The organism is Mycobacterium sp. (assembly GCF_049647605.1).
In the GTDB taxonomy this organism is placed as follows: Bacteria; Actinomycetota; Actinomycetes; order Mycobacteriales; family Mycobacteriaceae; genus Mycobacterium.
Genome location: NZ_JBARXZ010000195.1, coordinates 21,419 through 35,006, shown reverse-complemented (window position 1 = coordinate 35,006; position 13,588 = coordinate 21,419). Strand labels below are relative to the sequence as shown.

General features: G+C 67.5%; 14 protein-coding genes. 9 read left to right on the top strand and 5 right to left on the bottom strand.

Annotated features, from left to right (window positions below; translation table 11 throughout):
• The first annotated feature begins 72 nt into the window (after positions 1-72).
• From thiO to WBB07_RS25295, 8 genes are read left to right on the top strand one after another with little or no spacing between them, the layout of a single operon-like run.
• Positions 73-1,098 carry a glycine oxidase ThiO gene (gene thiO / locus WBB07_RS25330; RefSeq protein ID WP_526311764.1) on the top strand — a complete coding sequence of 342 codons (1,026 nt, stop codon included), beginning with the start codon at positions 73-75 and terminating at the stop codon, positions 1,096-1,098.
• Positions 1,098-1,295 (top strand): sulfur carrier protein ThiS, encoded by a 198-nt coding sequence (thiS, locus tag WBB07_RS25325; RefSeq protein WP_526311762.1) that lies wholly within the window; start codon positions 1,098-1,100, stop codon positions 1,293-1,295. The genes thiO and thiS overlap by 1 nt, the downstream gene beginning before the upstream one ends.
• Before the next feature lies 1 nt (position 1,296).
• Positions 1,297-2,070: a thiazole synthase gene (locus tag WBB07_RS25320; protein ID WP_526311760.1), complete on the top strand. Its 774-nt coding sequence runs from the start codon at positions 1,297-1,299 to the stop codon at positions 2,068-2,070.
• Positions 2,071-2,077: 7 nt separating this feature from the next.
• On the top strand, positions 2,078-2,851 hold the full coding sequence (locus tag WBB07_RS25315) for an SGNH/GDSL hydrolase family protein (protein WP_526311758.1): 774 nt from the start codon (positions 2,078-2,080) through the stop codon (positions 2,849-2,851).
• On the top strand, positions 2,848-3,777 hold the full coding sequence (locus tag WBB07_RS25310; protein WP_526311756.1) for an ATP-binding cassette domain-containing protein: 930 nt from the start codon (positions 2,848-2,850) through the stop codon (positions 3,775-3,777). Before WBB07_RS25315 ends, WBB07_RS25310 begins: the two co-directional genes overlap by 4 nt.
• A gap of 8 nt (positions 3,778-3,785) precedes the next feature.
• Positions 3,786-4,544, top strand: a complete 759-nt coding sequence (locus tag WBB07_RS25305) for an ABC transporter permease (protein WP_526311774.1) — start codon at positions 3,786-3,788, stop codon at positions 4,542-4,544.
• Between the two features lie 57 nt (positions 4,545-4,601).
• Positions 4,602-6,095, top strand: coding sequence for a M28 family metallopeptidase (locus tag WBB07_RS25300; protein ID WP_526311754.1), 1,494 nt, complete (start codon positions 4,602-4,604; stop codon positions 6,093-6,095).
• Between the two features lie 41 nt (positions 6,096-6,136).
• Complete coding sequence (locus WBB07_RS25295) at positions 6,137-7,594, top strand: M28 family peptidase (RefSeq protein ID WP_526311772.1); 1,458 nt, start codon at positions 6,137-6,139, stop codon at positions 7,592-7,594.
• Here WBB07_RS25295 and WBB07_RS25290 read toward each other — a convergent pair.
• The 3 genes from WBB07_RS25290 to WBB07_RS25280 all read right to left on the bottom strand — a co-directional run bounded on the left by WBB07_RS25290 (position 7,591) and on the right by WBB07_RS25280 (position 11,092).
• On the bottom strand, positions 7,591-8,874 hold the full coding sequence (locus tag WBB07_RS25290) for a uracil-xanthine permease family protein (protein WP_526311752.1): 1,284 nt from the start codon (positions 8,872-8,874) through the stop codon (positions 7,591-7,593). The genes WBB07_RS25295 and WBB07_RS25290 overlap by 4 nt on opposite strands.
• 128 nt (positions 8,875-9,002) lie before the next feature.
• Complete coding sequence (locus WBB07_RS25285) at positions 9,003-10,163, bottom strand: amino acid permease (protein ID WP_526311770.1); 1,161 nt, start codon at positions 10,161-10,163, stop codon at positions 9,003-9,005.
• Positions 10,164-10,252: 89 nt separating this feature from the next.
• A complete protein-coding gene (locus WBB07_RS25280; protein WP_526311750.1) occupies positions 10,253-11,092 on the bottom strand; it encodes an alpha/beta fold hydrolase in 840 nt (279 codons plus the stop codon).
• A gap of 61 nt (positions 11,093-11,153) precedes the next feature.
• On the opposite strand from WBB07_RS25280, the gene WBB07_RS25275 reads away from it, so the two are divergent.
• Positions 11,154-11,771, top strand: coding sequence for a TetR/AcrR family transcriptional regulator (locus WBB07_RS25275; RefSeq protein WP_526311748.1), 618 nt, complete (start codon positions 11,154-11,156; stop codon positions 11,769-11,771).
• A gap of 18 nt (positions 11,772-11,789) precedes the next feature.
• On the opposite strand, the gene WBB07_RS25270 is transcribed toward WBB07_RS25275, so the two are convergent.
• A complete protein-coding gene (locus tag WBB07_RS25270) occupies positions 11,790-12,062 on the bottom strand; it encodes a DoxX-related protein (RefSeq protein ID WP_526311746.1) in 273 nt (90 codons plus the stop codon).
• Positions 12,063-12,078: 16 nt separating this feature from the next.
• Positions 12,079-13,569, bottom strand: a complete 1,491-nt coding sequence (locus tag WBB07_RS25265; RefSeq protein WP_526311744.1) for a flavin-containing monooxygenase — start codon at positions 13,567-13,569, stop codon at positions 12,079-12,081.
• Between the last annotated feature and the right edge of the window lie 19 nt (positions 13,570-13,588).

The window sequence follows — 13,588 nt, the reverse complement described above, 5'->3', positions numbered from 1 at the left end:
GTATAAGAGACAGCAACGGCCCTTACCGTCTTACCTGATCCGGGTCATGCCGGCGATAGGGAGTTGTGAATTATGCACAGTGTCCAGGGCGGATCGCTGGTGGTCGTCGGTGGCGGTGTCATCGGACTGTCGGTCGCCCGCCGGGCAGCCCAGGACGGCTGGTCGGTGCGGGTGCACAGAAACGATCAGCCCGGGGCCTCTTGGGTGGCGGGCGGAATGCTCGCCCCGCACAGCGAGGGGTGGCCCGGAGAAGAGGAGCTGCTGCGGATCGGGCTCGAATCGCTGGCGTTGTGGCGGGCCGACGGCCCGGGGTCCTACCTGGACGGGCTGCCGGCGGAGGTGGTGACGGCCAGGGAGTCGCTGGTGGTGGCTGTCGACCGTGCGGACGCCGCCGATCTGCGCACCGTGGGGGAGTGGCTGGCGGCGCAGGGGCACCCGGTGGAGCCGACCTCCTCGGCCCGTGATGTGGAACCGCTACTCGCGCAAGGTATCCGGCACGGTTTTCGGGCAACCACCGAGCTGGCTGTCGACAATCGGGCGGTTGTTGTGGCCTTGGCGGCGCACTGTGAGCGCCTCGGCGTGCAGTGGGCCGGCCCGCTGCAGTCACTGCAGGACGCGGCCGACGCCGACACCGTGGTGATCGCCAACGGGATCGACGCGCCGCTGCTGTGGCCCGGGTTGCCGATTCGCCCGGTGAAAGGCGAAGTGCTGCGGTTGCGCTGGCGCAACGGCTGTCTGCCGGCGCCGGGCCGAGTGATCCGGGCCCGGGTTCACGGACGGCAGGTGTACCTGGTGCCGCGAGGTGACGGTGTTGTTGTCGGGGCCACCCAGTACGAGCACGGCCGTGACACCAGCCCGACGGTCACCGGTGTGCGGGACCTGCTCGACGACGCGTGCGCGGTGGTGCCCGCGCTGGGGGAGTACGAGTTGGCCGAGTGCGCGGCGGGGCTGCGGCCGATGACGCCGGACAACCTGCCGCTGGTCGGCCGTCTCGACGAGCGGACGCTGGTGGCGGCGGGGCACGGGCGGTCGGGTTTCCTGCTGGCACCGTGGACGGTGGAGAAGATCGTGGCTGAGCTGACGGCGGTGAGTGTCTGATGAAGATCATCCTGAACGACGAAGAAGTACAGGTCAGCGAACCGACGACGGTGCGGGACCTGTTGGCGCAGCGGGGTATCGAGGAGAAGGGTGTTGCCGTTGCGGTCGACTGGGCGGTCCTGCCCCGATCGCGCTGGGAAAGCCCACTTCTCGATGGTTCGCGGGTGGAAGTGGTGACGGCGGTACAAGGTGGATGAGATGAATGCGACCAGCCCGCTGACCATTGCCGGCCGCAGCTTCGGCTCGCGGCTGATCCTCGGCACCGGTGGCGCCGCCAACCTGTCGGTGCTCGAGGAGGCGCTGGTCGCCTCCGGCACCGAGCTGACCACCGTCGCGCTGCGCCGGGTGGACGCGGGCGAGGGCACCGGCGTTCTCGGCCTGCTGGAGAAGCTCGGCATCATGGTGCTGCCCAACACCGCCGGCTGCCGGGGCGCGGCCGAGGCCGTGCTCACCGCGCAGCTGGCCCGGGAAGCGTTGAACACCGACTGGGTCAAGCTCGAGGTGATCGCCGATGAACGCACCCTGCTGCCCGACGCCATCGAATTGGTGCGGGCCGCAGAACAATTGGTCGATGATGGGTTCAACGTGCTGCCCTACACCACCGACGACCCGGTGCTGGCGCGGCGGTTGGAGGACACCGGATGCGTCGCAGTGATGCCGCTCGGGTCGCCGATCGGGACAGGTCTCGGGATCTCCAACCCGCACAACATCGAGATGATCGTGGCCCAGGCAGGTGTGCCGGTGATCCTCGACGCCGGTATCGGTACCGCCTCGGACGCCGCGCTGGCAATGGAACTGGGTTGTGAGGCCGTACTCCTGGCCACCGCGGTGACCCGGGCCGTCGATCCGGCGGCGATGGCGGCGGCGATGGCGGCGGCGGTGACCGCCGGTCATCTGGCCCGTCACGCAGGCCGGATCCCGAAACGTTTCTGGGCTCAGGCCTCCAGTCCCGCCGGCGCCCTGGCCCCGTGATCACTTGATGCCGGGCCGATTTGTTGCGCTGGGTTCGTCGATGGCGGCGGGACCGGGCATCGCGCCGCGGGTACCCGGTTCTCCGCGCCGGGCCGGACGGTCCGAGCGCAACTATCCGCATCTGGTGGCTCACGCGTTGCGTCTCGATCTCATCGACGTGACGTATTCGGGTGCCACGACGGCCAACGTGTTGGACGAACCGCAGCACGGAGCCCGGCCTCAGATCGAGGCGCTGCGCGGAGACGAAACCCTGGTGACGATCACCATCGGCGGTAACGACATCGGCTACGTCCCGGCGTTGATGGCCGCCGGCCTGCCGCGGCCGGTGCGACGGCTCCCGGTGCTGGGTCCCCGGATCCGGGAACTGCTCGACCCCGGCCCCCGCGACGACCAGCTTCGCGAGCTCGAAGCGGCGATGCGCGCCGTCGGCCGGACCGTACGGCTCAGGGCTCCTGCGGCCCGCGTGCTGTTTGTCGAATACCTGACGCTGCTACCGCCGGCCGGGCAGCCGGCGGAGCCCCTGACGCCGGCCGAAGCCGATCTGGGTCGTCGGCTGGCCTCCCAGTTGCAGGCCGTCACCACCTCGGTGGCCGCCGAAACCGGCTGCGAAGTGGTGCCCGTGGCGGAGGCCAGTCGTGAACATCACGCCTGGTCCGCGGTGCCGTGGACGGTGGGTGCCCGGCTTCCGGTGCCGCGTCGTCCCGTCCCCTTCCACCCCAATGCCGCTGGGATGGCGGCGGTCGCCGACATGGTGGTGAGCCGCGTAAGGTCGCCGCAGTGACGGAACGCGCGGTTATCGAACTGAGCGGGCTGACCAAGGTGTTCGGACGCGGCGCCGGGGCGACCCGCGCCGTCGACGATCTGACTTGCACCATCGAGCCCGGGGTTGTCACCGGATTCCTCGGCCCCAACGGGGCGGGTAAGTCCACCACCATGCGGCTGATTCTCGGCCTCGATCGGCCGACGTCGGGTTCGGCGACGGTGGCCGGACGCAGCTACCGAGAGTTGGTGGATCCGTTGCGCACTGTGGGTGCGCTGCTGGATGCCCGGTGTGTGCACCCCAGCCGATCCGCACGTGCCCATCTGTGCTGGATCGCCGCCGCCAACCGCATTCCCGCCAAACGTGTCGACGAGGTGCTCGGAATCGTCGGGCTCTACGACGTCGCCGGAAAGAAGGCGGGGGCCCTGTCGCTGGGGATGAGTCAGCGACTCGGTATCGCCGCGGCTCTGCTCGGCGATCCGCCCGTGCTGATGTTCGACGAGCCGGTCAACGGCCTCGACCCCGAAGGGATCCGCTGGGTGCGCACCCTGATGCGGGCGCTGGCCGCCGAGGGGCGCACGGTGTTCGTGTCGAGTCACCTGCTGGCCGAGATGGCCAACACCGCCGACCGGTTGGTGGTGATCGGGCGCGGCCGGCTGGTTGCCGCCACCTCGGTCGACGACTTCCTGGCACGGTCGCGTGGTGACGTCGTCCGGGTCCGCAGCCCACAGCTCGAACAGCTGCGCGCGGCGTTGGCCGACGCCGGCATCGACGTCACCGACGACGGAAACGCCTTGTCGCTCAGTGGTGCCTCCCCGGAGGTGATCGGCGAGCTGGCCGCCCGCAACAGCATCACGCTCTACGAGCTGAGCTCGCAGCGGGCCTCGTTGGAAGAGGCCTATCTGCAACTCACCGATCCCGTCACCGACTACCGGTCGGCGTCGTGAGTGAGGTGATGGCGGCACTGGCTGCCGAGCGGATCAAACTGTTCAGCACCCGAGCCCCGTTGGCGGGGCTGGCCGGGGCGGCGGTGGCCAGCCTGGGGTTGGCGGCCTTGCAGGCCGCGGGCCGAGGAACGGGTCCTCTGACGCCGGCGGACGCCGCGCTCGGGGTCGCGGTGGTTGCGGTGCCGGTGCTCATGGTGCTGGCCTCGATGACCGTCACCGGCGAGTTCCGCAGCGAGATGATCCGCACCACCTTTCTGGCGATCCCCGACCGGAAGCGGGTCCTCGTCGCCAAAGCCGTTCTGACCGCGGCCTTCGCCGCAACGGCGGCAGCGGTGCTGGTCATCCTGTCCGTGCTGATCGCCGATGCGCTGGCTCCGCCGTTGGCTACCGAACTGCTGTCACTGGGCGATCCCGCCACCTGGGCAGCGGTGGGCTCCTTCGGGCTGTACGCGGCCATCGCCGCGGTGCTCGGGGTGGGGGTGGGCACGCTCATCCGGGCCGCGCCCGGAACAGTGGCGGTTCTGTTGTTGTGGCCGTTGGTGATCGAGACGGTGCTCGGCGTGCTGCCCGACACCGGGGACCGGATCGGCCCGTATCTTCCTTTTGCCAACGCATACACATTTCTCGAAATCGAATGGCTCTACCCGGGTTCGGCGCTCGGGGGCGAGATGCGCTGGGGTCCGCTGGGCGCACTGCTGTACTTTGTTGCCGTCGTGGCGGTGGTCTTTGTCGCAGCGTTGGTGGTCGTCGACCGCCGTGATCCCTGACTGGTGGTTGCCGATCCGGCCGACCGGCCCGGGCTACGCGCCGCTACCCTGTAGCCAATGTGGCGTAGGAGATTGGCCGCCGCGGCGTCGTTGACCGCGGTGACAGTGTTGGTCGGATGCAGCAGCCCGACGCAGCAACAAGTACATGAGACCGATTCCGCGCTGCCGGAGGCAATGGAATTCGCCACTTCGCTGCAGGAACAGATCAGCATCGACGCGTTGATGGGGCACCTGCGCAAACTTCAGCAGATCGCCGACGACAACGGTGGCAATCGGGCGCTCGGTACACCGGGGTATGACGCCAGCGTGGAGTATGTGGCCGATGCGCTGCGAGCCAAGGGGTTCGACGTGCAGACCCCGGAGTTCTCCGTGCGGCTGTTCGACACCGAGCCGGGTTCGGTGCGCCTGGGCGGATCGGAATTCCAGGCCCGCGCACTCGAGTTCACCACCGGCACCCCCGGCGTCACCGCGACATTGGTGGCCGCCCCGGTCGATGACACCCCCGGATGTACGCCGCAGGACTACGACGGGCTGCCGGTTGCCGGTGCCGTGGTGCTTGTCGACCGCGGACACTGCCCGTTCACGGAGAAGGCACAGATAGCAGCTGACCGCGGCGCCGTCGCCGTCGTCGTCGCCGACAACGTCGACGAACGTGAGATGGGCGGAACCCTCGGGCGGGGAAACACGCTCACGATCCCGGTGGTCAGCGTCAGCAAGGCCGACGGCGCCCAGTTGCGGGAACGCCCGGGTGAGGTGACGGTCGCGATCAAGGCCGAAACACGCGACGTCGTCAGTCGCAACATCATCGCCCAGACCACCACCGGCTCCACCCAGGACGTCGTCATGGTCGGCGCCCACCTCGACAGCGTCCCCGAGGGGCCGGGCATCAACGACAACGGCTCGGGGTCGGCCGCGGTGCTGGAAACGGCGCTGCAGCTGGGCAGCTCGCCGAAGGTGCAAAACGCCGTGCGGTTCGGGTTCTGGGGTGCCGAGGAGATCGGCCTGATGGGTTCACACAGTTATGTCGAGTCGCTGGACCGCGATCAATTGCTGGACATCTCGATGTACCTGAACTTCGACATGCTGGGCTCGCCGAATCCCGGCTATTTCACTCTCGATGGTGACCAGTCGATACGGGTCGATCGTGGTCAGGTGCCACCGCGGGTGCCGGAGGGCTCGGCGGGTATCGAACGCACGCTGGCGGCGTATCTCGATTCGGCCGGAATGACCGACGAGTCGACGTCCTTCGACGGGCGCTCCGACTATGACGCATTCACTCTTGCCGGGATTCCGTCGGGCGGACTGTTCTCCGGTGCCGAGGAGGAGAAGACCGAAGAGCAGGCGAAGGAGTGGGGCGGTGAGGCGGGCGCCGAATTCGACCCGAACTATCACAAACCGGGCGACAACATCGACAACATCGACCAGACCGCGCTGAGCATCCACGGGGCCGGCGTCGGGTACGCGGTGGGTCTCTACGCGCAGGACCAATCCGGTCGCAACGGTATGCCGATTCGTGATGATCGCACCCGGCACGAGATCGCCCCGTCGTGACATCCGGGCGTTAGCCTGGGCAGGTGAGGCGCGCAACGGCGATGATTCTGGCGGTCGGCCTGCTGTCGGGTTGTGCTGCTGATCCTGGTGAGCCCGCGCCTGGCTCCGAGGTGCTGAGCCTGGCCGACGAACTCGCCGAGAAGGTCACCACCGCCGGGATGGACGTCCACCTGCAGCGGCTGCAGGAGATCGCCGATGCCAATGGCGGCAACCGTGCCGACGGCTCCGCCGGTTTCACCGCCAGTGTCGACTATGTGATGAAGACCTTGCAGGACAAGGGATTCGATGTGCAGACCACGGACTTCCAACGGCTCGAAACCCGTAACCCCGGTAAGCCGACGATCAGCGTCGCCGGCCGTACCTACCAGGTGGATCAAGCCTCACTGCTATCGCAGACGCCGGCCGGCGGGCTCACCGGTCCGGTGATCACCCCGACTCGCAGCCCGGGGTGTGTCCCCGCCGACTACCCCGCCACCGTGGCCAAGGCGGGTATCGCCGTTGTCGACGACCTCGGGTGCTCGATTGTCGCCAAGCAACGCGCCGCGATCGCCAAGGGGGCCGCGGCCCTGGTGGTGGTCAGCGCCGGCGGCCGAAACGGAAGTCCGCCCGGTCTTTTCGAGCGCGGTTATTATGAGCAGCTCACCATTCCGGTCGCGGTCGTCGGCACTGACGGGGGAGCGACACTGCGCCGCGCAGCCGGTCCGGCCCGCATCGTGCTGGATGGCAAGACGGTCAAGGTGACGTCCCGGAATGTGATGGCACAGACCAAGACCGGCTCCGTCAAAGATGTGGTGATGGTGGGCGCTCATCTGGACAGCACCCCCGACGGGCCGGGGATCAACGACAACGGGTCTGGGGTGGCGGCGGTCCTGGAAACCGCTCTGCAGATGGGGCCGGAACCTGCGGCGGACAATGCGGTGCGGTTCGTGTTCTGGGGTGCCGAGGAGAAGCGGCTGGCCGGATCCCTCGACTATGTGTTCGGCCTCAGTCGTGACGAACTCAACGACATCGCTTTGTATCTGAACTTCGACATGCTGGGCTCACCGAATGCCGGCTTCTTCACCTATGACGGTGACCAGTCCGGCGTCGCCAGCCCCGATATCGATCCCGAAGACGTCCCGATCGGCTCGGCGGGTATCGAACGCACCCTGGCCGGATACCTGAATCTGGCAGGCAAGCGTCCCGCCGACATGCCGCTGGCCGCCAACACCGATTACAGCCCGTTTCTGCGGGCCGGTGTGCCGATCGGTGGCCTCACCACCGGCGCATCGCAGCAGAAGACCGCGGTGCAGGCCCGGCTGTGGGGCGGCAAACCCGGGGCGCCGTTCGATCCGAACTACCACAGCGCCAAGGACACTGTGACGGCGGTGAATCGGGATGCGTTGGGCATCATGGGTTCTGGTGTCGCGTTTGCGGTGGGGGTGTATGCGGTGTCGATCGAGGGTGTCAATGGTGTGCCGGGGCGGGATAAGCGCCACCGGGCTGCGATGTCGCCCTAGACGATCGGCTCTGCCGGTGCCACCGGCTCCGGCCGGCCCCGGAGCGCGGTCAGCCCGCGCATACCGTGGTAGACCAGCAGGGCGGCGATGGATCCGAGTGCGATCCCGGTGAAGATGAGATCGCCGATCTGCCAGGTGAAGTCGGCGATGCCGATGATCAGGGGGATCGCCGCGGTCATCTGGTTGACCGGCGATGAGAAATCGACGTGGTTGGTCAACCAGATCCGAATGCCGAGCACGCCCACCAGGCCGTACAACACGATCGTCGCGCCGCCCAGCACCCCGGGTGGGATCGCCGAGATGGTGGCTCCCACCTTGGGGCACAGCGCCAGCAGGATGGCTGCGATGCCGGCGACCCAATACGCGGCGGTGGAGTAGACCCGGGTCGCGGCCATGACACCGATGTTCTCGGCGTAGGTGGTGGTGGCCGATCCGCCTCCGGCACCGGCCAGCACGGTGGCCACGCCGTCGGCGACCAGTGCCCGGCCGGTCAGCGGATCCACGTCGGTCCCGGTCATCTGGCCGACGGACTTGACGTGTCCGATGTTCTCGGCGACCAGGGCGATCACCGCGGGCAGGAACATCGGCAGTACCGCCCAGCTGAATGTGGGCGCCTGGAACTCGGGCAGGCCGATCCACGGGGCGGCGGCGATGGCGGTGGTGTCCACGTCGCCGAGCACCAGTGCCAGCAGATAGCCGATGACGACGGCCAGGAAGATCGCCAGCCGGCCGAGCAGCCCGCGGAAGAATGCCAGCGCAGCGACCAGCAGCACCAGCGTGACGGCCCCGACCAGCGGCCCCTCGACGAAGTTGTTCTTGGCGGCCGGGGCCAGGTTGAAACCGATGAGGGCAACGATGGCGCCGGTCACCACCGGTGGCAGGGTGATGTCGATCCAGCGGGTGCCGGCCAGGTGCACGACGGCGCCGATGATGATCAGGAGCACGCCGACGGAGATCAGGCCGCCGAGTGCGCTGCCGGTGCCTGCGGCCGCGGTGGCGGCGGTGACCGGCGCGATCACCGCGAAGCTGGAGCCCAGATAGCTGGGCAGCCGATTGCCGGTGATGATCAGGAACAGGATGGTGCCGATCCCGGAGAACAGCAGGGTCGTCGCCGGCGGGAATCCGGTGAGCACCGGTACCAGGAAGGTGGCACCGAACATCGCGACCACGTGCTGGGCGCCGATGCCGATGGTGCGGGGCCAGCTCAGCCGCTCGTCGGGAGCCACGACGAGACCGGGATCGGTGGTGTTCGGCACCGGCTTCCAGGGCAGCACAATCATGCGTTGACTACACACCACCGCGGTTTGGCGTGCACACCGAGCCCCCACGATCGGGTGTCACTCCAGGGCGGGAATCGAGCCGAAATCCCGCCCTGGGGTGACGCTCGATCTGGACCAGGCGATCCGGGCTAGTGGGTCCGCCGCGCCCGGGCACCGTAGAGCAGCGCACCGACCAGCAGTACCGCGGCGCCGGTCGCCACTGAGGTCCACGGCAGCGCGACCGCCAATACCAGACAACCGGCCAGCCCTGCACCGGGGATCAGGTGGCGCCCGAGGGTGAGCGCCGCACAGTTGGCGATCGCGTAGTACATCAATACCCCGAATGACGAAAAGCCGATGGCACCGCGCAGATCCACCGTGGCGGTGACGACGGCCACCACTGCGCCGACTGCGATCTCAGCGTGCCGCGGTACCCCCGATCCGTGATGCACGCGAGCCAGCAGCGCGGGTAGATGCCCGTCGCGGGCCATCGCGAGCGCGGTCCGGGACACTCCGAGGATCAGCGCGAGCAACGCACCGAGTGCGGCCACTGCGGCGCCGACGCGGACCGCCGGCTCGAGAAAGCCCACGCCGACGGCGTTCACCGCGTCGGCGACCGGGGCGGTGGCTGCGGCGAGGCCGTCGCTGCCCCCGAATGCGGCCAGCATGGCCACTGCGACGGCGGTGTACACCACCAGCGTGATCCCCAGCGCCAGTCGGATGGCCCGTGGAATGGTGTGGGCGGGGTCGCGCACTTCCTCGCCGAGGGTGGCGATGCGGGCGTATCCGGCGAAGGCGAAGAACAGCAGTCCGGCCGCCTGCACAATGCCGAACACCGTGGTGCCGGAGCCGCTTTCGAAGAGTCCGTGGTTCAGCGGTGTCGACACTGCGATTCCGACCACGGTGGCGGCCAGGACGGCCAGCACCACCGCCACGATCAGGCGGGTCAGCAGGGCAGAACGTTGCACTCCAAGACAATTGAGCACTGTCAGCGCGACGACGGTACCGACCGCGACGGCGTGTGCGTGCTCCGGCCAGGCGTAGGCTCCGACGGTCATGGCCATCGCCGCGCACGAGGCTGTCTTGCCGATCAGGAATGCCCAACCGGCCAGGTAGCCCCAGAAGGGGCCGAGGCGTTCGCGCCCGTAGACGTAGGTGCCGCCGGACTGGGGGTAGCGCGCCGCCAGCCGGGCCGAGGAATCGGCGTTGCAATAGGCCACCGCGGCGGCCAGGGCCAGCCCGATCAGCAGACCTGATCCGGCGGCCGCAGCCGCCGGCGCGAACGCCGCGAAGACCCCTGCGCCGATCATCGATCCGAGGCCGATGGTGACGGCGTCGGCGAGCCCGAGGCGTCGGGACAGGGGTGCGCTCACCGCGTGTTCATAACATGCCCAGATGATCAGGCGGTGGCGCCGACCGCCATGATCGCGTCGGCCACCGCCGCCGGGTTGTCGATCGGAACAAATGTCCGGGCGCCCGGTACCTCGATGAACCGGCCGTTCGGGAACAGCGCCGCCAGCCGTCGGCCCAGGGCGGGGGTGAAGCACCGGTCCGCCATGCCCCACACCACGGTCACCGGTTTGGTGAAGCGGTGCAGTCGCGGCGCCACCTCGGTGAGATCGGCACGCGCGATATTGCGCAGCATGGCAGCCATATCCGCGGCGATGCGGCTGTCGTCGCGGGCCGGCTTGATCCAGGCCACGGTCATTGCCGGGTCGGCGTCGGCCAGGAGTCCGAAGCCGGTAGGGGAGTGCCGCACCGCTTTCAGTCTCATGGCGTTGAACAGGATCTTCACCGACAGGGGCCCTCGCAGGAGCGCAAAGACGGCGTTGAACGGGAACGGCGGAAACTTGTCGAAGGCATCGCAGTTGGTCAGGACCACCCGTCCGATCCGGTCAGGGTGGGCGTCGATGACAAATTGGCACACCCCGCCGCCGGTGTCGTTGCCGACGAGGGTGACGTCGCGGAGGTCCAGCGCAACAAGGAAGTCGTTGATGGTGTCGGCCATGCCGGCCGGAGACTGTCTGCTGCGGTCGGTCACCGGTGTGGTGTGTGAGCCCAGCGGCCAGATCGGCAGGATGCAGCGATAGCCCTGGTCGGCGAGGCGTTCTGCGACCGCGGACCACAGTTGGTGGTCGACGAGCATGCCGTGGACAAACACCACCGGCGGATGCTGGGAGTCGGCCGGGCCGAGTTCGTGGTAGTCGATGGTCGTGTGGGGGAGGGTGACGTGCGGCATGTCGGCTATCCTTTCGATGCACACTTAAAAACTCTGAGTATGAAAGTTACGTACTGACTGTATGAAAGTCAATGGTCCCGCCCGTCGTACCCAGGCCGAGCGCACCGCCGCCACCCGTGCTGCGCTGCTCGCCGCCGCGCGGGAACTGTTTGCCACCAACGGTTTCAACGATGTCAGCACGCAGGCGATCGTTGAGGCCGCCGGTGTCACCCGGGGCGCGCTCTACCACCAGTTCGACGACAAAGCCGGGTTGTTTGTTGCGGTGTACGAAGAAGTCGAGGCCGAACTGGTGGCGGCGGTGGCGGCCCGGATTGCCGAAGCGGGACCCGAGGGCACGGTCGATGCCATGCGGGTCGGGGCCCGGCTGTTCCTGGACCTCTGTTCGGCACCGACCGTGCAGCAGATCGTCCTGGTGGATGCGCCGACGGTGCTGGGTTGGGAACAGTGGCGCGCGATGGGCGTGAAATACGGCCTCGGCGTCATCGAGGCGATGCTGGGGCAGGCCGTCGCCGAAGGCGCGATACCGGACCAGCCGCTGCGCGCCAGTGCTCACGTGCTGCTCGGAGCTCTCGACGAAGCCGCGCTGTATGTCTCGCGCGCCGAGGATCCCGAGCGGGCACGCGAGGAGATGTACGGGGTCTGTGATCGGGTGATCACAGGCTTCACGGCGCCGAACTGACCGGCGGCGCGGTTCTTCTCAGTGGGCGTTACGGGCGCGGTTGACGCCCAGGTAGATGACGTAGCCGAGCCCGCCTAGGGCTGCCAGCTTGCGGGTCTTTGCGCTGAGCAGCCCCAACCCGATCGCGGTCTCGATGCCACCGTTGATGTAGATGTTCTGGCGGGTGTTCTCCGGGAAGGCCTGCGCGGTGATCGACTCGAACAACTCCGGCTTCACAAAATGTGAGACACCGGTGGCGGCCAGTGTCAGGCCGGCGAAGCTGGGAAAGCGGGACTTCTGCGGTGTGCTCAACGGATCTGCTTTCTGCTCAGGCGATCTGGTAATCGGTCAACGGGAACTCCGAGGCTTCTTTGATGGCGTCCTGAGTCGACATGGGGCGCAGCAGGGTGGGCTCGCCCTGCGGGTTGAAGTAGTAGGACCGCGAGGTGGCGCAGTTGCCGAGCGTCCACAGCGAGTCGCCGAGCAGCTTTGTCATCCGGTCCAGATAGGCGTCGTTGGCCGCTTCGGTGACCTCGAAGGTGGTGGCGCCGCGGCGTTTCACCTCGCCGAACAGCCGGTCCATCAACCGCATTTGGTACTCCATGGTGTTGAAGAAGTTCAACCCCAGGAATGCGTACGGGCTCGCCAGGCTCAGGTAGTTCGGGAAATAGGGCATCGACACGCCCTGGTAGGCCTGGAATCTGGTGTCGCGCCACCATTTTCCGAGGTTTCGGTCCTCCCGGCCGATGACCTCGATGGCGGGGAAGTTGGCCTCCCACAGGTCGAAACCGGTGGCCAGCACCAAGGTGTCGATGTTGGTCTTGGTGCCGTCGCTGTTGACGATGCCGTCGGTGGTGATGTGATCGAGACCGTCGGTCTGTAGATGCACGTGCGGTTTGGTGAACGTCCGGAAGTAGCTGTTGGAGAACGTCGGCCGCTTGCAGCCGATGTCATAGTCCGGGGTGAGTTTCTTGCGCAGCTCTTTGTCGCGGATCTGGATGAACTGGTTCATCCGGCACAGGTCCATGGCAGAGATGTTGAGCCGACGGAACAGCGGGACGTTGTAGTGCACAACGCCGATGTTGATCATCGCCTCGTAGATCGTGTCGGTGATGGCTCGGATCGCGCGCTGGGTGAACGGAATCCGCGCAAAGAGCCGTTTGGTTCGCTCCGAGATCCGGAAGTCGAGCTTCGGTGACACCCAGATCGGGGTGCGCTGGTACACCGTCAGGTCCGCGGCAGTTTTGGCCAGCTCCGGGATCAGCTGAACAGCGGTGGCGCCGGTGCCGATGACGGCGATCCGGTCTTCGGCGGGGTTGTAGGAGTCATCCCAGTCGGTGGTGTGGATGACCTTGCCGGCAAACTGTTCGATTCCCGCGATATCGGGCATCTTGGGCTGCGACAGGAACCCGGTGGCGGTGATGAGATACCGAGTGCTCAGCGTCTCGCCGCCGGTCAGCGCGACCTGCCACACTTTGGCCTCGTCGTCCCAGCGGGCGCTCTCCACGCTGGTGCGGAACCGGATGTGGCGGCGGATGTCGTACTTGTCGGCCACGTCGTCGGCGTACTGCTTGATCTCGGAGCCGGTGGAGAACAGTCGCGACCAGTTCGGGTTGGGCTCGAAGAAGTACGAGTAGGTGGTGGTGGGGACGTCGACGGCCAGACCGGGGTAGTGGTTGACGTACCACGTCCCGCCCAGGTCGTCTTCGCGGTCGAGGAGGACGAAGTCGTCGAATCCGAGCCGCTTGAGCTGGATCGCAGCGCCGATACCAGCGAATCCGGCGCCGACGATGACGACGTCCAGAAGCTCTGTAGCCATACGACTGACGATACCTCAA

Coding starts and splice junctions, on each gene's coding strand:
- WBB07_RS25305 (WP_526311774.1), top strand. CDS start 3,786: ATGGCGGCACTGGCTGCCGAGCGGATCAAACTGTTCAGCACCCGAGCC.
- WBB07_RS25280 (WP_526311750.1), bottom strand. CDS start 11,092: ATGCCGCACGTCACCCTCCCCCACACGACCATCGACTACCACGAACTC.
- WBB07_RS25315 (WP_526311758.1), top strand. CDS start 2,078: ATGCCGGGCCGATTTGTTGCGCTGGGTTCGTCGATGGCGGCGGGACCG.
- WBB07_RS25275 (WP_526311748.1), top strand. CDS start 11,154: ATGAAAGTCAATGGTCCCGCCCGTCGTACCCAGGCCGAGCGCACCGCC.
- WBB07_RS25290 (WP_526311752.1), bottom strand. CDS start 8,874: ATGATTGTGCTGCCCTGGAAGCCGGTGCCGAACACCACCGATCCCGGT.
- thiO (WP_526311764.1), top strand. CDS start 73: ATGCACAGTGTCCAGGGCGGATCGCTGGTGGTCGTCGGTGGCGGTGTC.
- WBB07_RS25300 (WP_526311754.1), top strand. CDS start 4,602: ATGTGGCGTAGGAGATTGGCCGCCGCGGCGTCGTTGACCGCGGTGACA.
- WBB07_RS25295 (WP_526311772.1), top strand. CDS start 6,137: ATGATTCTGGCGGTCGGCCTGCTGTCGGGTTGTGCTGCTGATCCTGGT.
- WBB07_RS25320 (WP_526311760.1), top strand. CDS start 1,297: ATGAATGCGACCAGCCCGCTGACCATTGCCGGCCGCAGCTTCGGCTCG.
- WBB07_RS25285 (WP_526311770.1), bottom strand. CDS start 10,163: ATGATCGGCGCAGGGGTCTTCGCGGCGTTCGCGCCGGCGGCTGCGGCC.
- thiS (WP_526311762.1), top strand. CDS start 1,098: ATGAAGATCATCCTGAACGACGAAGAAGTACAGGTCAGCGAACCGACG.
- WBB07_RS25265 (WP_526311744.1), bottom strand. CDS start 13,569: ATGGCTACAGAGCTTCTGGACGTCGTCATCGTCGGCGCCGGATTCGCT.